Here is a 20,212-nt window from a genome sequence, read left to right on the forward strand (position 1 = left end):
TATATTTTTTACATTAGCATCTAATTACCAATCAATGCGCCTCGTCCCAGTTGTTCCCTACACCCGCTTCCACCAATAAGGGCACGTCGATTTGACTGCTGTTTTGCATGATGTCGATGATTTTCGCTTGGGCTTCTTCTAGGTCGTTTTCAGCGATTTCAAAGATGAGTTCATCGTGTACCTGCATGATCATTTTCACATCGAGATTCGTGCCTGCTAACCAGTCGTGCATTTTAATCATGGCGCGCTTGATGATGTCTGCGGCGGTACCCTGCATCGGCGCGTTGATCGCGGTACGTTCTGCGGCTTGGCGCATCATGGCATTTTTCGCTTTTAGATCAGGCAAGTACAAGCGGCGACCAAATAAGGTTTCTACGTAGCCTTTTTCTTTGGCGTTTTCACGGGTGTTATCCATGTAGCTGCGAACACCGGGGTAACGCTCAAAATAACGTTGCACATATTTTTGTGCTTCTGGTCGGCTGATGCCCAATTGCTTCGCCAAACCAAATGCCGACATGCCGTAGATCAAACCAAAGTTAATGGCTTTGGCACGACGGCGTTGTTCGGTTGTTACTTCTTCTGGCGTGGTATCAAACACTTCTGCTGCGGTGGCTTTATGCACATCGGCATCTTTCGCAAAGGCGTCTAATAAGCCTTTGTCCTGCGACAAGTGCGCCATGATACGTAGTTCGATTTGCGAGTAATCGGCCGCGACCATTTTATAACCTTCTGGGGCGATAAAGGCTTGGCGAATACGTCGACCTTCTGCAGTACGAATTGGGATATTCTGCAAGTTCGGATCAGTGGAAGACAAACGCCCAGTTGCGGTAATCGCCTGATGGTAAGAGGTATGAATACGTCCTGTTTTCTGGATCATTTCTGGTAGCTTGTCTGTGTAAGTAGACTTCAACTTAGACAAGCTGCGGTGTTCCATAATGATACGAGGCAATTCATAGTCTTGCGCCAGTTCTTGCAATATAGGCTCTGCCGTCGAAGGCTGACCTTTTGGCGTTTTCTTAATGATTGGCAATTCTAGCTTTTCAAACAAGATAACTTGCAGCTGCTTAGGTGAGCTCAAGTTAAAACTCTCACCCGCTTCTTCGTGGGCTTTGATTTCTAACTCTTGTAATTTAGCCGCTATCTCACTGCTTTGGGCATGGAGCAATTCCGGATCAATTAACGCCCCTGTTTGCTCCATCTTCGCCAATACAGGAATCAATGGACATTCAATGTCTTTGAAGATACTGACCAGCTCAGGTGTTTTTTCCACATTCGGCCAAATGGCTTGGTGCAAACGTAGGGTAATATCCGCATCTTCCGCCGCGTAAAAAGCCGCTTGTTCTAATTCGATTTGGTTAAAGGTTTTTTGCTTCTTACCTTTGCCTGCTAACTCTTCAAAACTCACACAAGTATGGTCGAGGAATTTCTTCGCCAAGGTGTCCATGTCGTGACGAGAACTCACTGAGTTATACACATAGGATTCCAGCATGGTGTCATAAACGATACCAGCCAGTGTAATGTCGTAATTGTTCAATACATTGGCATCGTATTTAAGATGCTGGCCTACTTTGGCTTTACTGCTGTCTTCTAACCAAGGCTTGAGTTGTTCTAATACCCAATCACGCTCTAGCTGCTCTGGGGCACCTTCATAATCGTGCGCAAACGGCACATAAGCGGCAACACCCGCTTCTACCGAGAAGGACACACCCACCAGCTCCGCAGCCATGTAATTTAAGCTAGTGGTTTCCGTGTCAAAGGCGGTCAATTCAGCAGCTTGAATCTTCTCCAACCAAGTAGCGAAAGCCGCTTTATCTAAAATAGTCTCGTACTGCACTTCAATATTGGCTGCGACAGGTGCGTCAACTTGGCCTTCTTGGGTGCCATCAGCGCTATTTGAAACCACACTGCCTGATAGGGCTTTGTCTAAATCTCTAAGCCATGTTTTGAATTCCAGCTTCTCAAACCACTCACGCAATACCTCTTTGTTAGCTTCGGTATTTTGCAACTCTAAAGAGTTAAAAGGCAGCTCTACGTCGCATTTGATAGTGGCAAGGGTGTAAGACAACTCAGCCATTTCTTTGTTGTCTTCCATCTTCTGCTTCATGGTTTTTGAACCACGGAAACCCAACGCGGCAATGTCATCTAAGCGGTTGTAAATGTCTTTGATACTGCCCAAGCCTTGCAATAAAGCCAATGCAGTTTTCTCACCAACACCCGGTACACCGGGAATGTTATCGACCTTGTCACCCATCAAGGCGAGGTAATCAATGATGAGCTCTGGCGGAATACCAAATTTGTCTTTTACACCTTGAATGTCCATCACAGTGTTGGTCATGGTATTCACTAGGGTGACTTTCTCCGTCACCAGCTGAGCCATGTCTTTATCGCCCGTGGAGACAATGACTTCTCGACCTGTTTCGCCCACTTGTTTAGCGATAGTGCCAATAACATCGTCGGCTTCTACGCCATCAATAATGACAAGAGGTAAACCCATGGCTTCTACCATGCGGTGAATCGGCTCAATTTGAGGACGAAGATCATCCGGCATAGGTGGACGCTGCGCTTTGTATTCGCTGTAAATTTCGTCGCGGAAGGTTTTGCCTTTGGCGTCAAAGATAATCACCATTGGTGAATCTGGGTAAGTTTTTATGAGGCTGCGGATCATGCTGATCACACCACGAGTGGCGTTGGTCGGATGACCGTCGCTGGTACTCATAGGTGGGATGGCGTGGAAAGCTCGGTAAAGGTAAGACGAGCCGTCTACCAAGATCATTGGGGTGTTTTGTGTTGAAGAATCCGTAGCCAAAATAAAACCTCTGAATGAATCGCAATTATTGGCATCTATTCTATGTGTTTGAGATAAGTTTTACAGTCTTAATACGCCTTCAAATGCCATTCTTATGAAATTAATGGCCTTTAATCGCTTGGCTTTTATTCATAACGAATTGACCTTTTGCCACAGATTGTGGAGCATAGGCACTTTACATTCACCTTCTCATTTTATTTTTCATAGGTAGTTCCTTTTGGCTGTTTACACTTCCCTTTCTGAATCTGACATGCAGGCCTTAGTGGCTGATTATTACTTAGGTGAACTGGTTTCTTTTCAAGGTATTTCAGGGGGTGTGGAAAACACCAATTACTTTTTAGTCACAACCACAGGGAAATACGTGGTGACCTTGTTCGAAGAGTTCGAGTTCGACGAAGTTCCCTACTTTTTAGACGTGGTTGCCCACTTAAAAGACAAAGGTTTCAATGTTCCTGCGGCGTTAATTGATATTCATGGCGAGCGCCTACGGGTAGTAAATGAGCGCCCTACAATCATTGTCGACTGCTTCCCGGGAAGTGAACTACCAGAAACCAACAAAGCCACTTGTCACCAAATGGGTGAAGCCTTAGCAAAACTGCATATTGCGGGTGAAGACTTCCCAACCCATAGGGAAAGCCATCGAGGTATGTCATGGTGGCATGAGACTAGCGAAGCCATTAAAGACGAATTAGAGCCAGAACAAGCTGGTTTACTTTTTTCTCAAATTCAAAGCTTCGATACTTTTATAGAGCAGAACAACGACTTACCGAAAACCACCATTCACGGCGACCTGTTTTACAATAACACCCTATTTAATGGTGATTCTTTATCCGCTATTATCGATTTCTATAATGCTTGCCACTCTTGGGCTATGTACGATCTGGCCATAGTGGTAAACGACTGGTGTTCAGACATTACAACTGGTGAGTTGGATATGGATAAGTATCAGGCATTATTAAAAGCTTACTTGTACCACAGAGATGTTACGGAAGCAGAAAAACAAGCTTGGCCCTTTATGCTCAAAATTGCCGCTTTACGCTTCTGGTTATCTCGCTTAGAAGCATGGCATGGAGCAAAACATGATCCCAAGCGTTTGGCTCAGCAACATGATCCTGTGGAGTTCCAACGTATTTTGGAAGCTCGTGTTCGTTACACGCCAGATTTGACCTAGAGGTCTACTATGATTCGTACTTGGTGTTGTCTCTTTATCGCCCTAAGCTTTGCTAGCCATAGTCTTGCTCACCCCCATGTGTGGGTCGACTCCGAGTATCGAATCAATATCGAACAAACTCAAATCAGTACGTTTGAAGGCACTTGGTCTTTAGACCTTTTCACCTCCACCAGCTTGATCGCCGAATACGACACGAATTTTGACGGCGCTTTTACCGGCCAAGAAAAGATAGACTTGATTGAGGTATTAACCAGCTTCGACCAATACGGCTATTTTATGAAATTAAAGTTGGATGGTAAGGACCTCATTCCTCAATCGGTGCGTGTCAAAAATATTGGCATTCGCGATCAAATGCTCTGGCTAACATTGGACGTAACGCTCCCTCAAACAATAGATTTGCAAACTTCCACTTTAAGTTTGGCCTATGGTGATGACGAACTTTATTTCGCTATGGAACCCCTAGAAGCTGGGCTTGTGCATTTATCTGGCCCGCTCTCTGAACTATGTACGCCGCTTGAGCGAGAAGCTTTTGAGACATCTGTTGCCTACTGGATTGATCTAAGCTGCCAATCTTAACGTCTTATTTTTCTTATAAGAAACCGCTACATACGGGAAACTCATCATGATAGAAAACTTCCAATGGATGCCCTTTCTACTGGCCATTACCGTCCTTACCATGAGCCCCGGAGTCGACTCCATTTTAGTGATGCGAAACGCCGCTATAGGAAACTGGCGCACTGGTTTCTTAACCAGTTTAGGTATTTGTTCTGGCTTATTTGCTCACGCCACCCTGTCGGCTTTAGGCTTATCCGTGATACTGCTCAGCTCCGCGACTCTATTTACCGCCTTTAAACTTCTAGGTGCTGCTTACCTTATTTATCTAGGAATCATGGCGCTACGCAGTGCCTACAAGCCAACTGGCATGACCTTCAGTGACCAGCCGTTAGCGAAACAATTAAATTACTGGAGCAGCTTCCGCCAAGGGCTGTTTTCGAATGTCTTTAACCCCAAACCCATTATTTTCTATATGGCATTTTTGCCACAATTTATCGACCCGAACTACTCCCCGCTTGCGCAATCTCTTTTTATGGCAGCCCTGCACTTTATGATTGCTATGGTATGGCAAACCTTGCTTGCAATAATGGTTTCCCAAGCTCGAATCTTGCTAGCACGCCCTAGGGTTGCCCAAGTCTTCGATAGTGTTACAGGTCTATTATTAGTGGGCTTTGGCATTAAACTCGCCCTCAGCCAAAGAACGTAACACCCCGTCACTCTCCATAGTCTACTCTTTAAAGCTTCACAGTAACGAAGCTAGGGAAGATACGAAATGGAACGATTTGAAAATAAAGTTGTACTTGTTACAGGCGCTGCTAGCGGCATTGGTCTCGTCACCGCGGAACAATTTGCACTAGAAGGCGCGCAAGTCATCGCTACCGATATTAATACCCAAGGACTCGAAAACGCTTTTTCAAGTGCGGCTGACAAAGGCATGAGAATTGACACTCGCTATCAGGATGTCACGGACAAAGCGAGCTGGGACAGCATGGTCGATGCCATTGTTGTTGACTACGGCCAACTTGATGTCATGTTCAATAACGCGGGAAGTGCGGACTTTGCTCTGTGCGAAAACACCACGGAGGAGCAATGGCGCTCCGTTAATGCGTTGAACGTCGACGGGGTATTTTTCGGCATGCAATCATGCATTCGGGTAATGAAAGAAAAAGGTGGAGCCATTGTTAATATGTCCTCCATTGCTGGCATCATCGGCGAACCATTACTGGCCGCTTACTGCGCAACCAAAGGAGCTGTTAGAACCATGACAAAAGCTGTGGCTATCGATTGTGCTCGTCAGGGCTACCCTATCCGAATCAACTCAATTCATCCGGGCTGGACTGAAACCGCATTAGTTAACAGCTTAATGGCTGGACTAGGAGAAGACGGTGAAGCATTTGCTTCTAAAACGATAGGTAACGTCCCCATGACACGCTTGGGTAAACCCATTGAAATTGCACGACCAGTGCTTTTTCTTGCCAGTGAGGACGCTGCTTTTATGACAGGCTCAGAACTTGTCGTTGATGGTGGCTATACCGCCGCTTAATCTGAATACTCACCTATATCCTGTAAAGCGCAGCCCTTGTTTAAAAGGGCTGCCCCCTTTAAAAATACAAACAGCTTCCTTTTAAAATACGAACCGCTTCTCTTCTCTGCATACTCAACGCTAAAAATGCGGTTGCCTAATTAATGAAAGCGGCGATTCTATTTAAATTCAACGTATCTTTCTGCTGTTTAGGTTCTCCTATCAGGCAATATGTTATACCTTTGCGGCACCTATCCCTTATTTTATAAACCATAAGATGAGGATATGTTAGCGCGACCAAAAGTGGCGCTAGTCTTGGATGGCCTAACTGGCGTACTGCTAGTGGGCTTTGGTGTAAAACCCGCATTGTGTCAGCGCTGATCGCGTTGTAAGTGCTTTTTTGGTAATTTCCTAATGAGTCTATTGATCGCAACTTGGATTAAGTTCTTCTTTTTGTTCGCCCCCTTCTTTGTTTTATCTATGTTTCTTGCACTAACCCGCGGAGAATCAGCCACCGCTAGAAAGCAAATCGCTAATAAAGCCATTATCTCGGCTGCAACCATTGCCATTGTCCTATTATTTTTCGGTGGCAGCTTATTCTCCATCCTTGGTATTACTCTAGATTCGTTCCGAATTGGTGCAGGCATCTTACTGTTTATGTCGGCATTAAGTTTGGTGAAAGATGGCACCCGCAATCATGGTGGCAATGTGCCTAGTGAAGACCGTGATGATGTCTCAGTGGTACCACTGGCCGTGCCAACCATCATTGGGCCTGCGACGATAGGTACGATTCTCGTTTATGGTGCAGAGCTGCAGGGTGTGAACCTATTTCTCGGCTTAGTTGGTTTATTATTGGCGCTTGGCTCCTTGGCGATCATCTTATATTCCGGCTCTTTGATCGAAAAAATGCTCGGTCGCACCGGCCTAAATGTATTATCGAAAATTACCGGACTCATTTTAGCAGCAATGGCTGCGCAAATTTTTATGGGCGGCCTGATGGGCTTTTTAAATCCCGTCGTCAGCTAGTTGTAAAGAGCTTACTGATTCTACATAGCGACTAGCCTTTAGCTTCTCCTTGAAGTCGAATTGTTATACCATAACAATTCGACTTCAAGTTTCTTTAGTGGGCTTTCATTATGGCGAACAAAGCCATCGTTTTGATTATCTCTTTTTTCCTTATTTCCAGCCCTCTTTATGCGGCGGCAGACTTTAACGCCTACCAAAGCTTTATTCAGTGGGTAATCTCCCAACAGGCGACCTTTCATCGCGAGTTGGTGTCTCTTGTACGCGCAATTAGCAAGGAAGGCAGCGCGGTTTTATTATGGGGATTAATGAGCTCCAGTTTCTTTTACGGCATATTTCATGCTGCTGGACCCGGACATGGTAAAGCGGTCATTTCCGCCTATATGCTCGCTAGCGATGCCCCCATGCGACGTGGGATCAGCTTGTCCTTTTTATGTGCAGGTGCCCAAGCCTTAGTCGCCATATTAGTCATTGTTGTATTAAGCCAAATTTTTTCACTAGCGGGCAAAGTCATGCCTATTACGCGCTTTTTTGAAGTGGCAAGTTTTGCTGCCGTTGGTTTGATCGGCGTTTGGATGCTAGTGCGCTTATTAAAAGGCCAATCAAGCTGTGGCCATGACCACTCAAAAGATCATCTAAATGGCAGCCACGCTCATGTTCACCATCAGCCAGAAGGGCATACTTGCTGCTCTCATCATTCCTCTTGTAGCCATAGCGCAGCGGCAGTAGAAAATAGTGCTCATGCTAAAAATGGTCATGATCATCATGAAAATAACAACCACAATGAAAGCAACACGGCGAAAAAAAGCATTTGGGTTATGGTCGCGGCAGTTGGCATTCGCCCTTGTACTGGTGCTGTTTTAGTACTGTTGTTTTCTGTCAGTACCGGAATTTTTTGGTGGGGGGTCGCCGCTACTTTTGCCATGGCACTGGGCACAGCGATAACAGTTTCTGCTCTCGCCGCTGTCAGTGTTTTTATTCGTGATGCTTCTTTTACACTCAGTAAAAAAAGCATCATTTGGCGTCAACGCCTCTCGCGGTTGTTCGGTTTTATTGCGGCGTTCACTCTTATCATTATTAGTTGCTCCATGATTTGGAGCTATCTCAGTAATACAGGAAGGGCATTCTAATGACAGAAGCTGACTCTCATAGCCACCAGCATAATCATAACGACTGCATAGCCAGTGCGTTAGCTATTGCCGAGGCAAAATGTACCGAGCAAGGACAAAGACTAACCAAAGTAAGGCGTCGTGCTCTTGAGCTTATTTGGGAAAGCCACCGCCCTTTGGGTGCTTACCAATTATTAGCCAAGCTAGTGGAAGAAGGCTTTAACTCAGCCCCTCCAACGGTTTATCGCGCCTTGGATTTCTTATTGGAAGCAGGTCTGATTCACAAAGTGGAGTCTATGAATGCGTACCTTGGCTGTACTCAAGCAGACAAGAATCACACAGGGTATTTTTTGATCTGCCAAGACTGCCATGATGTGTTGGAGTTTGATTACCAAGATATCCATTCCTCTTTGGAAAATAAGGCCGCTGCCCATGGTTTTGAGCTGCGCTCTGAAACAATTGAATTAACTGGCCGCTGCGCCTCTTGTAAAGATAGTTAAAAGGTACCCCTTTAATGAATGCTCCTCTCGTAGCGTTTGAAGATATCAGCATTGCTTTTGATGGTCGCACATTACTCGATCAAATCAGCATGACCATAGACGCTGGTGAAATAGTGACGCTTATCGGTCCAAATGGAAGCGGAAAAAGTACTCTGATTAGAACCTTATTAGGGTTACAAACTGCAACATCAGGAAAACTAACCCGCGATAAAAACTTACGTATTGGCTATATGCCACAAAAGTTGCATATAGACTCAACCCTGCCGTTAACCGTTAAGCATTTTCTTGGGCTAGTTCGTGGCGTTAATAAAGCGGATATTTTACCGACTCTGGAAAGGCTGGGGATTGCACACCTTATTTCCTCTCAAGTGCATGTTTTATCTGGCGGGGAAACCCAGCGCCTGCTCTTAGCTCGTGCCTTATTAAACCAACCTAACCTGTTGGTACTCGATGAGCCTGTTCAAGGAGTTGATGTAAACGGTCAAATTGAGCTGTATAACCTGATTGAGAATATTCGTAATGAGTTGGGCTGTGGCGTATTAATGGTATCCCATGATTTGCATTTAGTGATGGCAAAAACCGATACCGTTGTTTGTATCAACCAGCACGTTTGCTGCTCAGGTAGCCCTCAACATGTTACTGAGCACCCTGCTTACCAAGCCTTATTTGGGGTGCCAGGTTCTGAGTCCATTGCCATTTATGCTCACCAACACGACCACGTTCATGCCGAAGACGGTCATGTTGTATCTGATCCCCAACAGCATAAGCCTCACCAGCATAGCGCCAGTTGTAATCATTAATCCTATCTTAGTTTGGAGTTTGTAATAGCATGTTAGATTTTTTGCTTAAAGCCTTAGTCGGCGGGATAGGGGTTGCCTCTGTAGCAGGACCTTTAGGGGCCTTCGTGGTTTGGCGTCGTATGGCTTATTTTGGTGATACCCTTGCTCACTCAGCCCTGTTAGGTGTCGCATTAGGTTTTCTATTCGACATTAATATGAACCTAGCCATCATAGTACTATGTGTAGGTCTGGCTCTTGTATTAGTAACACTACAAAAGAAACACATCATAGCCACAGATACGTTATTAGGTATTTTGGCCCATTCGTCTTTGTCTCTAGGATTAGTCGCCGTAAGCTTTTTAGACAACATACGTATTGACCTAATGACCTATTTATTTGGTGATTTGCTGGCGATCAGCAGCAACGATATTTTATGGATTTATGGCGGTGGATTCGTCGTTATCAGCTTGTTAGTGATGTTTTGGAAACCACTACTTGCGATGACGGTGAACGAAGAGCTCGCTAAAGTAGAAGGGTATCCTGTGGAGGCTATTCGCCTTCTACTCATGCTATTGGTTGCTCTGGTGATCGCAGTAGCAATGAAAATTGTGGGCGTCTTACTCATCACCTCGTTGATGATCATACCTGCTGCCACTGCTCGCAAGCTATCTCATACCCCTGTGCAAATGGCGACTATTGCCAGTATGCTTGGCTGCATTGCGATTTGTGGCGGTTTATGGGCTTCTTACCAATGGGATACCCCAACAGGACCAAGTGTGGTTGTCTGCGCAACATTCCTGTTTTTAATGGCCTATTCTTTACCTCTGAAGCGCCTTATTGCTCATAAATAAAAACAACCAAAGCATATTAAGCCCCCGCATTTTGCTTAATATGCTTTTTTATTATGTGTATGTAATATTAATGGTGTGTATTATGTCTAATTGTAACTATACAAAGAGTTCACAGTTGTTGAGAGCGAACTATAACTAAAAATCACTCGGAGTAATCTATGCTAGGAATTGCCACCATTCGGGGCCGACTCACGGCCAGTTATATCGTCCTATTGGCCTTTTTATTAGTTGTTATTGGTCTTTCCGCATCTCGGTTCCAACAAGTCTCCAGTCATATCAAAGACATAGTGGAAGAGAATGCTGCCCTAGTAGAACTCACCAATGAGCTAAACATTAACGCCGAAAGCCTCGCTAGCCGTTTATTACTGCTGTTTGTTGTTGATGAGCGAGATTCACGAGTTGCTATTTATAAAGAAATTGACTCTCACAATGGTCAAATGGACGCTGGTTTAGAAGCCATGTCAAAGCTTATTCAAGCAGAAGACAGCTCCGTTATTGATTCCCTTAAAGCACAAAAAGATATTTATCAGGCCGCTTTACAATCAACAGTTGAGGCACTGGAATTTGGAGAGCTTGCCGATGCAAAAGCCATGATGTCAGGCACAACTCAAAATGAATTAAACAAATTTGTCGCCCAAGCACAGGCTCTTGCTGAACAAAAGCAGGCCATGATGCAACTTCGTCAAAACGAAGTATTGTCTGAGTCTGAGGGTGCCATATTGATCATTATTGGGGTAGGCATTATTGCTTTGCTAATAGGTTCTATTATGTCTGTGCTCATCACTCGCAGCATAGTTAACCCATTAGAAGAAGTGGGTGAACTGTTAAACCGTGTTGCTAAAGGCGACCTTTCACAAGCTATCAAGATTAGCCCGAAAGGAGAAATCGGCAAACTGGTCACCAGTGTAAAAAGTATGCGTACTAGCCTAGCAGATGTAGTAGAGAAGATTGACTCTAGTGCACAAACGGTAGTTGATGCGGTATCAAATATCCGCAGTAATGTTTCTAGCGTACAACAAGGCTCAAACAAGCAAGAGTCTATGGCCAATGATATTCAAGAGTCCGTTGACGAACTCTCTAGAGGCGTTAGCACTATGGCGGAACACGTGACGGTTTCGCATGATCAAGCAGAAGCGGCCCATGAATTAGCCAAGCATGGTAAACAGATCATCAGTGCTGCTGCTAGTGATATCACTTCCGTTGCCAGTTATATTGAAGAGACATCTCATTCTGTAGCGGAATTAAAAGAAAGCGCCAGTACTGTAGCAGCCTTTGTTGACAATATTCGCGACATTGCCGAGCAAACCAATCTATTAGCACTTAACGCTTCTATTGAAGCCGCGCGTGCCGGTGAAACTGGCCGAGGTTTTGCGGTAGTTGCGGATGAAGTTCGTAATCTTGCCAACAACACTTCTACAGTCACTGAATCTATTGATAAAGTCATTACCTCTATTGCCAGCCTGTCAGTTCAGGTTTCTGATGAGATGGAACAGGGACAAGAAAAAATGCGCCACGGCGTCGCGCAAATACAAGATGTAGTGGCTCCTTTGACACAACTAGAACAGGATTCAAAAGTGTCACTCAATAGCTTAGATGAGTTATCAGGCCTAGCTCAACAGCAATCAACCGAAGCAAATGATATTGCCGAGCGCATCACCCAAATAGTAGAAGTGACCACAGAAAACGGGCAGACTTCTCTGCACCTAACCTCATTAACCAATGACTTATCAGGTGCAGCAGAGCAGACCAAACAAGCGACTTCTACCTTCACTTTACCAAAGTAATTAGAAGCTCCTCACTTCCAAGGTACTCGTAGAAAAGCTTAATAGGTTATGGCCTGATAAGCTTTTTTTAGGCCCCTTACTTTCATCATGTCTGCCGCTATGGGCGGATAACCCCCATTATCGTCGGGCACTCATCAGCACTCGGCCATCCTTTATATAACTATTCTTAAAGGCAATATAGTTTAAAAAGCACCCTAGAAGATTCTCCATACAACCCCTAAGCATGAAACGCAAAAGAGTTAAGGAAATAAAAACTAAATAGAAGATTCGGCACAAAAAAGAGCCATCTTCAAAAGATGGCTCAACGAGGATAATGGGGAAGCTAAGCAGTACTTATAGGGTTAACGCTTAGCAAAGAAGTGATCTAGGGAGAAACTACCAGGTCCTTTGTACATTAAGAACAAGGCAGCAGCCATCCATGTAGCGTGCGTTGCATACGCATCTGGATACACAAATATCTGAATAACAAGCGTCATCATGACAATACCGAAGCTTGCTAGGCGAGTAAATAAGCCAGTAAGAATTAGAATCGGCAGTAAATGCTCACCTATTGTGGCTAACACGGCAGCAATCATAGGCGGAATAAGGGGTAGGTCATATTCGTATTCGAATAAAAAGCCTGTCGTCTCCGCAAGACGAGGCCAACCAAATTCTGCATTCATTGCGATTATATCTAACTTAAAGCCTTCTATCTTAGTTTGACCAGATTTCCAAAAAACAGCCGCAATGGCAAAACGTGATAGAAACAAAATCACTGATTCAGGTATCTTACGAAAGAGAGCTTCACTTTGAGCATTAATAAAGTTAACGAGAGAGAGCATAGTGACATCCTTAGTTATAATATTTTATCGCATTGATTGAGCGTAATTTGTTCGCTTGCTATTAGGTAATAGCAGTTATGACTTTCCATTGAATCAACTTCGCCAGTACTTCCCCTAAATCAAATGTTTCTGACTCTGGCAGCGCCTCCTCTAAGTTTTTATTTTGAGTAAGCCCTTTAATAAATAAAGCCTCGTCCCTTGATAGTACATGTAACTGACTATATAAGTGAGACTTTACTAAAAGTAAGTACTCAGCTTTATTAATATCGATTTGATTTAGGCTTTGCTGATCGTCACTAAAGTGAGCTCGATACAAGGAGCCAAGCGCAAAAGGCGACTCTAGAATTTGTGTTGTAGGAGGTAAACTCAACGTCAACCCACTCGGGTCTTCTACAGAACTAAAAGCCTGTGAAATAGCTTCATGCTCCAGCGTCTCGAACTCTTCACTGTTGGTTAACGTCAGCATAGCATATTCAAGAGCGGCCAAATCTGCGAGAAACGGGACACCTTTCGCAGGCTCAAATTGACGAATAAAGTCGGAAAAATTACCGCCATATTCACTGATAACAGGGCTATTTGGCTGGTTCTCCATCACGTATACACGAGCCATAGCATGGAAAAACTCTTCTCCTACAACCGTCCGGCTGACGGGAAAAATATCCCCTAAAGCATCAACCAAGGACACCACCACATTATTCCGATAGACGTTCATTCGGGCTTCTTGCTCGGCAAGTGTGGCAGCACTCATCTCATTGTAAAATCCAGTGTCATCGGAAAATAATGCCGCTTTAAACAACTTATTCACAGCCTTGCTCCTCGACGAAACATATCATCTCGGATGCTATCGGCTTTATGCGCTTCTTCAACCAGCTCTTTCATGGCGGGTAAATTGCCATCCCGCTCAATTAAGGTCGGGCAATTGCCAGCCTTCACTAAAGCATATTGATACAGAGACCAAACATCTTCAGGTACAGGTTCATCATGACTGTCTATTTTCAAAGGCACTAAGGCATTAGTGTCTGTGGTGTGGCCAGCCAGATGAATTTGTCCTACTGCATGGACGGGGAAAGCCTCTAGGTAGTGATAAGGATTGTGTCCATGATTATGACAAGAGACTTCAATATTATTCACATCTAGCAGTAAACCACAGCCCGAGCGCCGACTCATTTCCGTAATGAAGTCGATCTCGCTCATTTCACTGCGATTAAACTGGAAATAGGTAGAAGGGTTTTCGATCAGTACTTTGCGTTGTAAGAAATTCTGCAAAATATCTATGTGATCACACACTTTTTGCAACGTGGCTTCATCATAAGCCACAGGTAAAAGGTCATTGAGAAAAGTATCGTGTGTTGACCAAGCCAAATGTTCAGAGAAGACTTCTGGCTGAATATCCTTTACAAGTTGAGCGACTCGCTTCAAGTGCTCCATATTGATGTCTTGTTCGCCACCAATAGAAAGGCCGACACCATGCACGGTAACAGGGTAATGTTCGCGAATTTTTCGCAAATAATACTGGGCAGGGCCACCCTTACTTAAATAGTTTTCGGCATGAACTTCAAAAAAGCCTACGCTAGGTCGCTCAGCTAAGATGGGAGCATAATAAGCAGGTTTTAGACTAATGCCAGTGTGAGATAAAAAGGTATCCTCTAAGCCGCTAGAAAAAGGGGATTCTACGGCTTGAGGAGACGAAGGTTCTGAAAGAACGTGAGACATAAAAATTGTCTATTCTTAGAACGCTTTAAGTTGACCGAAGCCAGTAGAAGAAGTTTCAGACTTCATTTCAGTACAAGTGCCAGCTGGAACAAGTTTCCATGCATTTGCTTGATAATCTGTTTTAGATGTACCTGCACAAGATGTACCTGGGCCTGCTGCACAGTCATTTTGACCTGCTAAAGAAACGCCGTAACATTTTTCTTTACTTGCTGCTTGTGCAGGTACTGCAACAGCAGAAATAGCAACAGCAGTACCAAGTGCAAGAGCCAAAGATGCTTTTGTATTTTTCATAATTAAATCCTCTTTAATAAAATAAATGACATTATTGTCAATGAGTTATATCGCTAGATAACAGATCACTCTGCTACGTTTATTACTTACCACTTCATTTAAACGCTTAATTTCTGTTACAAACCTTTGACGTACTGAGCTTAAACAATCTTACACAAAGAATTTATTTTTTTTCGTCATTATTTGTTTCTTCACCATTTCCCTTTACGTAGAACTTAGAGAGATCACGTAAGCCTTGCATCTGTTGGGAAAATAAACGACAGCTCACACACATAGTAGTGTGGATGCCAAGAGCAACTTTCTCTTTCGTGCTCAAAGGACGATCCAATTTTTCAGATAGTAGCTCTGTTGCTCTCTTGCAATTCATCATTTCGATTTTTCTGCCTGATACCAGTTGTCTTCTAAACATTCCCTTAACCGCAAACGAGCACGATAAAGAATGACATTAAGGTTACTCACTGTTAGCTCTTCGTTATGGCAGATTTCTGGTGTTTCCATTTCCAAAAATTCTCGCATCATAAATAAGCGACTGTATTTTTCAGGTAATGCATTTAAGCAAGCATCAAAAACTCGCCAAAAATGATTGTTTTCTACACCATGCTCAGGCTGATCCCATTTTTGAGGGCGCTCGCTTTTTTGCCAATGGCCATTCTTCTTGAACAGCACATCAATCAGCTCATCGCCGTTTAAATTGGCACCTTCCTCTAACTCACTGGCTGCGGTGTAACGTTTTTCCTTACGCAACAAATCAATCAACTTATTCTTCAATATAGAGAACACCCAAGTTTTAAATGCCGACTGGCGCCCAAACTTTTCTATATTTTGATAAGCAGAAATAATGGCCTCTTGGACCGCGTCTTCCGCTAGTTGACTATCTCGCACTTGCAGCTGCGCAAACTTTATCATTTGCATGCGCAAATCTTCCATGAACACTGCATCATGAAACATAGCAGCCGATTCTTTACCGTCAGTATTTGACGATGAATGAGCATCGAGCATTTTAACCTCAGCTTTCACTTAATTAGTTAGACGCAAGAAGGTCTAACCTTCTTACAAAAATTAATCTTTTTTATTAAAGGAAGGTACGAACAAGTCCACTGGCTTCAGCGTGTGGATAAACCTTTATTATTCGAGGCAAGCTTCGTAGTCCAATATGAACATACTGGCCAGAAGCTTAACAAAGAATAAAAAGCGTTTAGCCCACGCCCTTCGGGTCTTTCAGAGAAATGGTCTCTCTGCGTTAAGAGTAATTGAAAGGTATTAACATTCCTGCTCACTCTTGCCTTGATAGACCGTTTCTCTGATAAGACTGAAGCTCAGAAGACTTATTCACACCTTCCTTAGTCCCTGTGCTTAGTGGGGTTTTTATTCAGATAGTTCACTTTCTGCTAAATATTCGTCTTTTAATTTTACGTAGTTCAAACCTGCATATTGAAAATATTCAATTTCTGCCTTACTTAAAGGCCTAGCTTGCTTAACAGGCGAGCCCATATATAAATAGCCAGACTCAAGGCGTTTACCCGGCGGTACCAAAGAGCCTGCGCCAATAATGACCTCATCTTCAATAACAGCGCCATCTAAAATGGTCGTACCCATACCCACTAAGACTTTATTGCCGATTGAACAACCATGCAGCATAGCCATATGCCCAACGGTTACATCATCACCAATGGTTAATGGGTGACCTTCCGGCTTGTAAGTACTGGCATGGGTAATGTGTAGGCAGGAATTGTCTTGGATACTGGTGCGAGCCCCAATACGAATGCGGTGCATATCACCACGAATTGCGACCAAAGGCCAAACCGAACTGTCATCACCAATTTCCACATCGCCAATGATCACAGCGCTATCATCAACCCATACTTTATTGCCTAATTGAGGCATCTTACCTCGAAACGATTTCATCACCATATATCCTCTCTATGGACATTTTGTGTCAAAAAGATAAGAACTATCGACTTAAATAGCTATTTAGAGATTGAAAAAAGACAAAGACCACATATCTTATATGGCAGACCTCTTACAAACTCAGCAGCAAATAAACGAATTAACAACGCCCGACATAATACGGCGCTAAATGAATCAAAAGGATAACATGATATGTCATCATCTGTGTGGAGCGCGACCAGCCTACCCAATTTCTCAGGTCTAGAAATCGCCAAGATTGAAACAGACCTAGAGCAACTACTAGAAGCCAACCAAAAAGGCATAGATAAGCTAGTAAAAGAAAATGCTAATCCAACATGGGCAAGCCTTGTCTTACCTTTAGACCAACTACATGATGATCTACATAACTTTTGGTCACCAATCAGCCATTTAAACTCAGTGAAGAACTCGGCCGAAATCCGCGAAGCCTATAATGCCTGCTTGCCTAAGCTTACCCAATATTACACAGAGCTTGGCCAAAACAAGGCACTGTACGAAGCTTATAAAGCCTTAGCTGAAAGCCCTGCGGCAAAAGAGTTAACACAAGCTCAAACCGAAGCGCTCACTCAAACGATTCGTGACTTTGAGCTATCCGGTGTTGGTCTAGAGGGCGAAGCTAAAAAACGCTACGGCGAAATTAGCCAGCGCCTTTCTGAGCTAGGCAGCCAATTTGGCGAAAACGTTCTTGACGCGACTCAAGCATGGAGCAAGCTAATCACAGACGAAAGTGAACTAAGCGGCTTACCAGAGTCCGCCCTTGCACAAGCAAAACAAATGGCCGAAGCCAAAGAGCAAGAAGGTTGGTTATTTACGCTCGACCTCCCTTCTTACATCCCTGTGGCGAGCTATGCAGATAATGCTGCACTAAGAGAAGAAATGTATCGTGCTTTTTCAACTCGTGCTTCAGACCAAGGGGGCGATGTGAAATTTGATAACGCACCTTTGATCGACGAAATTCTCGCCCTACGCCATGAAATGGCTGAAATTTTAGGCTTTGAAAACTACGCTGAATTGTCAGTAGCAACCAAGATGGCAGACAATGGTCAACAGATTATCGACTTCTTACAAGACCTTGCCGATAAGTCAAAACCTTCGGCAGAACAAGATCTTGAACAGCTCAAAAAATTTGCCAAAGAAGAGAATGGTGTCGATGAACTGAATGTATGGGACATCACCTACTACTCAGAAAAACTGCGTGAGCATAAGTATTCCATCTCCCAAGAAGAGTTACGCCCTTACTTCCCGATGAACAAAGTTTTGTCTGGATTGTTTCACGTGGCACAAACTTTATTTGGCATTGAAATTCGCGAAGAAACAGAATTCGATAGTTACCATAAAGATTTACAGCTGTTCACTATCAGCAAAAATGGCACAGACATTTCTCGTTTCTACCTAGACCCTTATGCCCGCGAAGCAAAACGTGGTGGAGCTTGGATGGACTCTTGCCGTACTCGCCGCCGTTTAAGTGATAACCAGCTTCAGCTGCCCGTCGCCTACCTAGTATGTAACTTCACACCACCAATTGGTGACAAGCCAGCTTTATTAACTCACAACGAAGTCACCACCTTGTTCCATGAGTTCGGTCATGGTTTACACCACATGCTAACTCAAGTGGATGTTTCAGCTGTCTCAGGCATTAATGGTGTGGCTTGGGATGCTGTCGAGCTACCAAGTCAATTCATGGAAAACTGGTGTTATGAGCCAGAAGCCTTAGCTCATATTGCAGGCCATTTTGAAACCAACGAGCCATTACCAAATGACCTGTTAGAGAAGATGCTGGCAGCGAAAAACTTCCAGTCAGGCATGCAAATGGTTCGTCAATTAGAGTTCTCTATGTTCGATTTACGCCTACATAAGGAGTATCAAGCTGGAATTTCTGTGCAAGCCTTATTGAATGATGTGCGCAGCAATATTGCAGTGACAACACCGCCTGAATTTAACCGCTTCCAAAATAGCTTCTCGCATATTTTTGCCGGCGGCTATGCGGCAGGGTATTACAGCTACAAATGGGCAGAAGTACTCTCTGCGGATGCTTTTTCCAAGTTTGAAGAAGAAGGCATTTTCAATGTCGATACTGGGGCTCACTTCCGTGATACCATATTGGCAAATGGCGGGTCACGTTCGGCGGCAGAATTATTTGCCGAGTTCCGTGGTCGTGAGCCAAGTACAGACGCTTTATTACGACACAGTGGCATTGCAGCATAACCCTGCTGACCGATAGCTCTGTTCAAAAAACAATAAGCGGCGGCTTTTTTCTAGGGTGATTTCCTTAGAGAAAACGCCGCTTTTTTGAGGGTAAAAAATGACAGTAAAACGTTTTATTGCTGGTGCAGTCTGCCCACGTTGTAGCGAAATGGACAAGATTCGTGCATGGCGTAGCGATGAAGAAGAAAAACAGTACCGTGAATGCATTAGCTGTGGCTATGAAGATGCACAATCCACCAAGATAGAAGCTCAATCTCCCGAGCTTCCTACTAGGGTGAATACACCACACACTTCAGAACCTGCTGCAGAAGAAATGGTGATCAACTTTATCCCTAACCCGGGAACCACAAAACATTGAGAGAGGTGTGAACAATAAAGAGTGGGTCACAGGCTGATGCCTGTGGACTTGTTCGTACCTTCGTTAACCTATTCATTATACGAATAGATAGCTTCAAAAAAATTGGCTTTTTATTTTCTTCTCTTTGCTAGAAGATGGGTGATCAAGTTTGTTATGGATCGCCTTTTCGGCAAGGAGAAGTTTATGATTTTGCACGATTATCTACCTTCGGGTAACGGCTATAAAATACGTTTACTATGCGCCTGCTTAGGCCTAAAGCCCACCTTGAAAGAATATGACATCACCAAGGGCGAAACTCGTACAGAGGAATTCTTAGCCATTAGCCCAAACGGCAAAATCCCTGTTCTTGAACTAGATAACGGTGAATGCCTAAGCGAAAGTAACGCTATTCTCCTCTACCTCGCTGAAAAATATGAATCACCTCTTCTACCTAGCAAGCCCATAGAAAAAGCAGCGGTCTATAAATGGTTGTTCTGGGAGCAATACAGTCATGAGCCGAACATCGCTTCACCTCGCTTCTGGCTTACGCACGACGCCATGGACGAATTAAAAGAGCAGATGCTACCTAATCGTATTAAAGAGGGAAATGCGGCTCTTAAGCTCATGAATGAAACCCTCGAACTCCAGACCTTCCTTGCAGGTGAAAAGATCACCCTTGCTGATATCTGCTTGTTTGCTTATACCCATGTGGCAGAGGAAGGTGGCAGCTATGATTTAGGCCAGTACCCGAATATTCTACGCTGGATTAGCACCATAGAATCCATGGACTGGTACGTGCCCATCTCCCAGCACTAAAGT

21 protein-coding genes are annotated in these 20,212 nt (G+C 44.1%); 13 read left to right on the forward strand and 8 right to left on the reverse strand.

The window, feature by feature from the left end; genetic code table 11:
• Nucleotides 1-31: 31 nt before the first annotated feature.
• Nucleotides 32-2,773 carry a DNA polymerase I gene (gene polA / locus OFY17_RS02725; RefSeq protein WP_263529515.1) on the reverse strand — a complete coding sequence of 914 codons (2,742 nt, stop codon included), beginning with the start codon at nucleotides 2,771-2,773 and terminating at the stop codon, nucleotides 32-34.
• 250 nt (nucleotides 2,774-3,023) lie between these two features.
• Between polA and OFY17_RS02730 the strand changes: the two genes are divergently transcribed.
• The 10 genes from OFY17_RS02730 to OFY17_RS02775 all read left to right on the forward strand — a co-directional run bounded on the left by OFY17_RS02730 (nucleotide 3,024) and on the right by OFY17_RS02775 (nucleotide 12,100).
• A complete protein-coding gene (locus OFY17_RS02730) occupies nucleotides 3,024-3,977 on the forward strand; it encodes a homoserine kinase (RefSeq protein WP_263529163.1) in 954 nt (317 codons plus the stop codon).
• 9 nt (nucleotides 3,978-3,986) lie between these two features.
• The gene (locus OFY17_RS02735; protein WP_263529164.1) at nucleotides 3,987-4,553 is read left to right on the forward strand and encodes a DUF1007 family protein; all 567 of its coding nucleotides are present in this window, start codon (nucleotides 3,987-3,989) and stop codon (nucleotides 4,551-4,553) included.
• A 46-nt stretch (nucleotides 4,554-4,599) separates the two neighbouring features.
• Nucleotides 4,600-5,238: a LysE family translocator gene (locus OFY17_RS02740; RefSeq protein ID WP_263529165.1), complete on the forward strand. Its 639-nt coding sequence runs from the start codon at nucleotides 4,600-4,602 to the stop codon at nucleotides 5,236-5,238.
• A gap of 66 nt (nucleotides 5,239-5,304) precedes the next feature.
• Nucleotides 5,305-6,075 (forward strand): SDR family NAD(P)-dependent oxidoreductase, encoded by a 771-nt coding sequence (locus OFY17_RS02745; RefSeq protein ID WP_263529166.1) that lies wholly within the window; start codon nucleotides 5,305-5,307, stop codon nucleotides 6,073-6,075.
• Nucleotides 6,076-6,468: 393 nt separating this feature from the next.
• Nucleotides 6,469-7,080 carry a MarC family protein gene (locus tag OFY17_RS02750; protein WP_263529167.1) on the forward strand — a complete coding sequence of 204 codons (612 nt, stop codon included), beginning with the start codon at nucleotides 6,469-6,471 and terminating at the stop codon, nucleotides 7,078-7,080.
• Nucleotides 7,081-7,190: 110 nt separating this feature from the next.
• A complete protein-coding gene (locus OFY17_RS02755) occupies nucleotides 7,191-8,207 on the forward strand; it encodes a nickel/cobalt transporter (protein ID WP_263529168.1) in 1,017 nt (338 codons plus the stop codon).
• Nucleotides 8,207-8,686, forward strand: coding sequence for a Fur family transcriptional regulator (locus OFY17_RS02760; RefSeq protein ID WP_263529169.1), 480 nt, complete (start codon nucleotides 8,207-8,209; stop codon nucleotides 8,684-8,686). The genes OFY17_RS02755 and OFY17_RS02760 overlap by 1 nt, the downstream gene beginning before the upstream one ends.
• 14 nt (nucleotides 8,687-8,700) lie before the next feature.
• Nucleotides 8,701-9,486, forward strand: a complete 786-nt coding sequence (znuC, locus tag OFY17_RS02765; RefSeq protein ID WP_263529170.1) for a zinc ABC transporter ATP-binding protein ZnuC — start codon at nucleotides 8,701-8,703, stop codon at nucleotides 9,484-9,486.
• 29 nt (nucleotides 9,487-9,515) lie between these two features.
• Complete coding sequence (gene znuB / locus OFY17_RS02770; RefSeq protein ID WP_263529171.1) at nucleotides 9,516-10,316, forward strand: zinc ABC transporter permease subunit ZnuB; 801 nt, start codon at nucleotides 9,516-9,518, stop codon at nucleotides 10,314-10,316.
• 158 nt (nucleotides 10,317-10,474) lie between these two features.
• Nucleotides 10,475-12,100, forward strand: coding sequence for a methyl-accepting chemotaxis protein (locus tag OFY17_RS02775; protein WP_263529172.1), 1,626 nt, complete (start codon nucleotides 10,475-10,477; stop codon nucleotides 12,098-12,100).
• Nucleotides 12,101-12,441: 341 nt separating this feature from the next.
• Here the strand turns inward: OFY17_RS02775 and OFY17_RS02780 are convergent, their stop codons facing one another.
• From OFY17_RS02780 to OFY17_RS02810, 7 genes are all read right to left on the reverse strand, one after another.
• Nucleotides 12,442-12,921, reverse strand: a complete 480-nt coding sequence (locus OFY17_RS02780) for a DoxX family protein (protein WP_263529173.1) — start codon at nucleotides 12,919-12,921, stop codon at nucleotides 12,442-12,444.
• Nucleotides 12,922-12,982: 61 nt separating this feature from the next.
• Nucleotides 12,983-13,726: a DNA-binding domain-containing protein gene (locus OFY17_RS02785; protein WP_263529174.1), complete on the reverse strand. Its 744-nt coding sequence runs from the start codon at nucleotides 13,724-13,726 to the stop codon at nucleotides 12,983-12,985.
• A complete protein-coding gene (gene bufB, locus OFY17_RS02790) occupies nucleotides 13,723-14,634 on the reverse strand; it encodes an MNIO family bufferin maturase (RefSeq protein ID WP_263529175.1) in 912 nt (303 codons plus the stop codon). The genes OFY17_RS02785 and bufB overlap by 4 nt, the downstream gene beginning before the upstream one ends.
• 15 nt (nucleotides 14,635-14,649) lie before the next feature.
• Nucleotides 14,650-14,925 carry a BufA1 family periplasmic bufferin-type metallophore gene (locus tag OFY17_RS02795; protein ID WP_263529176.1) on the reverse strand — a complete coding sequence of 92 codons (276 nt, stop codon included), beginning with the start codon at nucleotides 14,923-14,925 and terminating at the stop codon, nucleotides 14,650-14,652.
• Between the two features lie 163 nt (nucleotides 14,926-15,088).
• Nucleotides 15,089-15,295, reverse strand: a complete 207-nt coding sequence (locus OFY17_RS02800) for a zf-HC2 domain-containing protein (RefSeq protein WP_263529177.1) — start codon at nucleotides 15,293-15,295, stop codon at nucleotides 15,089-15,091.
• The gene (locus OFY17_RS02805) at nucleotides 15,292-15,924 is read right to left on the reverse strand and encodes an RNA polymerase factor sigma-70 (RefSeq protein WP_263529178.1); all 633 of its coding nucleotides are present in this window, start codon (nucleotides 15,922-15,924) and stop codon (nucleotides 15,292-15,294) included. Before OFY17_RS02805 ends, OFY17_RS02800 begins: the two co-directional genes overlap by 4 nt.
• A 366-nt stretch (nucleotides 15,925-16,290) precedes the next feature.
• Nucleotides 16,291-16,836 carry a gamma carbonic anhydrase family protein gene (locus OFY17_RS02810; protein WP_263529179.1) on the reverse strand — a complete coding sequence of 182 codons (546 nt, stop codon included), beginning with the start codon at nucleotides 16,834-16,836 and terminating at the stop codon, nucleotides 16,291-16,293.
• 189 nt (nucleotides 16,837-17,025) lie between these two features.
• On the opposite strand from OFY17_RS02810, the gene prlC reads away from it, so the two are divergent.
• From prlC to OFY17_RS02825, 3 genes are all read left to right on the forward strand, one after another.
• Nucleotides 17,026-19,056, forward strand: a complete 2,031-nt coding sequence (prlC, locus tag OFY17_RS02815; protein WP_263529180.1) for an oligopeptidase A — start codon at nucleotides 17,026-17,028, stop codon at nucleotides 19,054-19,056.
• 97 nt (nucleotides 19,057-19,153) lie between these two features.
• Entirely contained in the window at nucleotides 19,154-19,414 is a 261-nt protein-coding gene (locus OFY17_RS02820; RefSeq protein ID WP_263529181.1) for a YheV family putative zinc ribbon protein, read from the forward strand.
• Nucleotides 19,415-19,597: 183 nt separating this feature from the next.
• Nucleotides 19,598-20,209, forward strand: a complete 612-nt coding sequence (locus OFY17_RS02825; RefSeq protein WP_263529182.1) for a glutathione S-transferase family protein — start codon at nucleotides 19,598-19,600, stop codon at nucleotides 20,207-20,209.
• Nucleotides 20,210-20,212: the final 3 nt, after the last annotated feature.

Origin of the sequence: Marinomonas sargassi (assembly GCF_025716875.1) — a bacterium.
GTDB classification, from domain to species: domain Bacteria; phylum Pseudomonadota; class Gammaproteobacteria; order Pseudomonadales; family Marinomonadaceae; genus Marinomonas; species Marinomonas sargassi.

What these genes read in the sequence shown, in the direction of transcription:
- znuC (WP_263529170.1), top strand. Translation starts at nt 8,701, where the DNA reads ATGAATGCTCCTCTCGTAGCGTTTGAAGATATCAGCATTGCTTTTGAT.
- OFY17_RS02755 (WP_263529168.1), top strand. Translation starts at nt 7,191, where the DNA reads ATGGCGAACAAAGCCATCGTTTTGATTATCTCTTTTTTCCTTATTTCC.
- OFY17_RS02745 (WP_263529166.1), top strand. Translation starts at nt 5,305, where the DNA reads ATGGAACGATTTGAAAATAAAGTTGTACTTGTTACAGGCGCTGCTAGC.
- znuB (WP_263529171.1), top strand. Translation starts at nt 9,516, where the DNA reads ATGTTAGATTTTTTGCTTAAAGCCTTAGTCGGCGGGATAGGGGTTGCC.
- OFY17_RS02760 (WP_263529169.1), top strand. Translation starts at nt 8,207, where the DNA reads ATGACAGAAGCTGACTCTCATAGCCACCAGCATAATCATAACGACTGC.
- OFY17_RS02780 (WP_263529173.1), bottom strand. Translation starts at nt 12,921, where the DNA reads ATGCTCTCTCTCGTTAACTTTATTAATGCTCAAAGTGAAGCTCTCTTT.
- OFY17_RS02800 (WP_263529177.1), bottom strand. Translation starts at nt 15,295, where the DNA reads ATGATGAATTGCAAGAGAGCAACAGAGCTACTATCTGAAAAATTGGAT.
- OFY17_RS02795 (WP_263529176.1), bottom strand. Translation starts at nt 14,925, where the DNA reads ATGAAAAATACAAAAGCATCTTTGGCTCTTGCACTTGGTACTGCTGTT.
- OFY17_RS02775 (WP_263529172.1), top strand. Translation starts at nt 10,475, where the DNA reads ATGCTAGGAATTGCCACCATTCGGGGCCGACTCACGGCCAGTTATATC.
- OFY17_RS02735 (WP_263529164.1), top strand. Translation starts at nt 3,987, where the DNA reads ATGATTCGTACTTGGTGTTGTCTCTTTATCGCCCTAAGCTTTGCTAGC.
- OFY17_RS02750 (WP_263529167.1), top strand. Translation starts at nt 6,469, where the DNA reads ATGAGTCTATTGATCGCAACTTGGATTAAGTTCTTCTTTTTGTTCGCC.
- OFY17_RS02825 (WP_263529182.1), top strand. Translation starts at nt 19,598, where the DNA reads ATGATTTTGCACGATTATCTACCTTCGGGTAACGGCTATAAAATACGT.
- bufB (WP_263529175.1), bottom strand. Translation starts at nt 14,634, where the DNA reads ATGTCTCACGTTCTTTCAGAACCTTCGTCTCCTCAAGCCGTAGAATCC.
- OFY17_RS02820 (WP_263529181.1), top strand. Translation starts at nt 19,154, where the DNA reads ATGACAGTAAAACGTTTTATTGCTGGTGCAGTCTGCCCACGTTGTAGC.
- OFY17_RS02740 (WP_263529165.1), top strand. Translation starts at nt 4,600, where the DNA reads ATGATAGAAAACTTCCAATGGATGCCCTTTCTACTGGCCATTACCGTC.
- OFY17_RS02805 (WP_263529178.1), bottom strand. Translation starts at nt 15,924, where the DNA reads ATGCTCGATGCTCATTCATCGTCAAATACTGACGGTAAAGAATCGGCT.
- OFY17_RS02810 (WP_263529179.1), bottom strand. Translation starts at nt 16,836, where the DNA reads ATGGTGATGAAATCGTTTCGAGGTAAGATGCCTCAATTAGGCAATAAA.
- prlC (WP_263529180.1), top strand. Translation starts at nt 17,026, where the DNA reads ATGTCATCATCTGTGTGGAGCGCGACCAGCCTACCCAATTTCTCAGGT.
- polA (WP_263529515.1), bottom strand. Translation starts at nt 2,773, where the DNA reads ATGATCTTGGTAGACGGCTCGTCTTACCTTTACCGAGCTTTCCACGCC.